Origin of the sequence: Alteromonas sp. 5E99-2 (genome assembly GCF_017368475.1) — a bacterium.
In the GTDB taxonomy this organism is placed as follows: Bacteria; Pseudomonadota; Gammaproteobacteria; order Enterobacterales; family Alteromonadaceae; genus Alteromonas_F.
In genome coordinates this window covers 1-1048 of sequence record NZ_JAFNJE010000052.1, presented here as the reverse complement: position 1 = coordinate 1048, position 1048 = coordinate 1, and the positions used below count along the sequence as shown (strand labels likewise).

At 58.5% G+C, this 1048-nt stretch carries 1 protein-coding gene; it reads left to right on the top strand.

Going from position 1 to position 1048, the window contains the following annotated elements:
- The first annotated feature begins 137 nt into the window (after positions 1-137).
- Positions 138-971: an alpha/beta fold hydrolase gene (locus J3L16_RS15820; RefSeq protein ID WP_207614031.1), complete on the top strand. Its 834-nt coding sequence runs from the start codon at positions 138-140 to the stop codon at positions 969-971.
- Positions 972-1048: the final 77 nt, after the last annotated feature.

Below are 1048 nucleotides of genomic sequence, written 5' to 3'. Positions count from 1 at the left end.
GATCTGCGCGCGCGGCGTCCGCTCTGCGCGAACCTCAAATCAGCTAATTGAGGCCGGCTTCACAAACATCATCGACGTCCCCGAAGGGATGCTTGGATCTGCGGCTGGGCCAGGTTGGCTGGAACGAGGGCTGCCTGTTGAAAAAGATAGCTAAGTTTACGGCCGCCTTCGCCATCATCGGATCAACAGCACAAGCCGGATGCGGCAACGATCCAGAGCCGTGTGAAGTAGAACTCGGCAGCTACCACATCGCTTTGCCAGACAATGCGTCGTCTGACATCCCTGCCATCATGTTCCTGCACGGCGCAGGCGGCACCGGCAACGGGTCAACGCGCCCCGGCAGCATGGCAGACACCGCAAACGCGCGTGGTTACGCTGTTATCGGTCCAAACGGCTTGCAGCGTGAAAACACGCGTTTTGGTCCCGGTTGGTCGTTCCATCCAGCAAGACCGCAACAACGCGACGAAATGGCGTTCTTCCAGCAAATCGCCGACGATGCAGCAGCGCGTTTTGGGATCGACCGCGATCAAATCATCCTTGGTGGGTTCTCGATTGGCGGATCAATGGCCAGCTACATCGCTTGCCAAGACCCAACGGCCTTTGCGGCCTATGCACCCGTCGGCGGTAGCTTCTGGCGGCCACACCCAACCGAATGCAACGGCCCTGTCCGGCTTCTGCACACCCATGGCTGGAAAGACAAAACAGTCCCGCTTGAGGGGCGTCCCTTAGGAAATGGAACCATTCTTCAGGGTGATGTTTGGTATGCGATGGGCGTTTGGCGTGGCGAAAACGGTTGTGATGGTTTGCGCGGGGATACCTTCGACACATCTGGGGATTTCTGGGTCCGAACATGGGAAGAATGTGACGCTGGCACAGCGCTCGAATTCATCTTGCATCCCGGCGGTCACGGCATCCCACGTGGCTGGTCAACGCACACACTCGATTGGTTTGAGGCTCTTTCGGCGGAGTAGTTACTCCGCCGCGATCCCATTCTCAGGCGCTGCTAAAACAGCTGCAAACCGTTCACGCTCTGCCATTGCGACGCGGA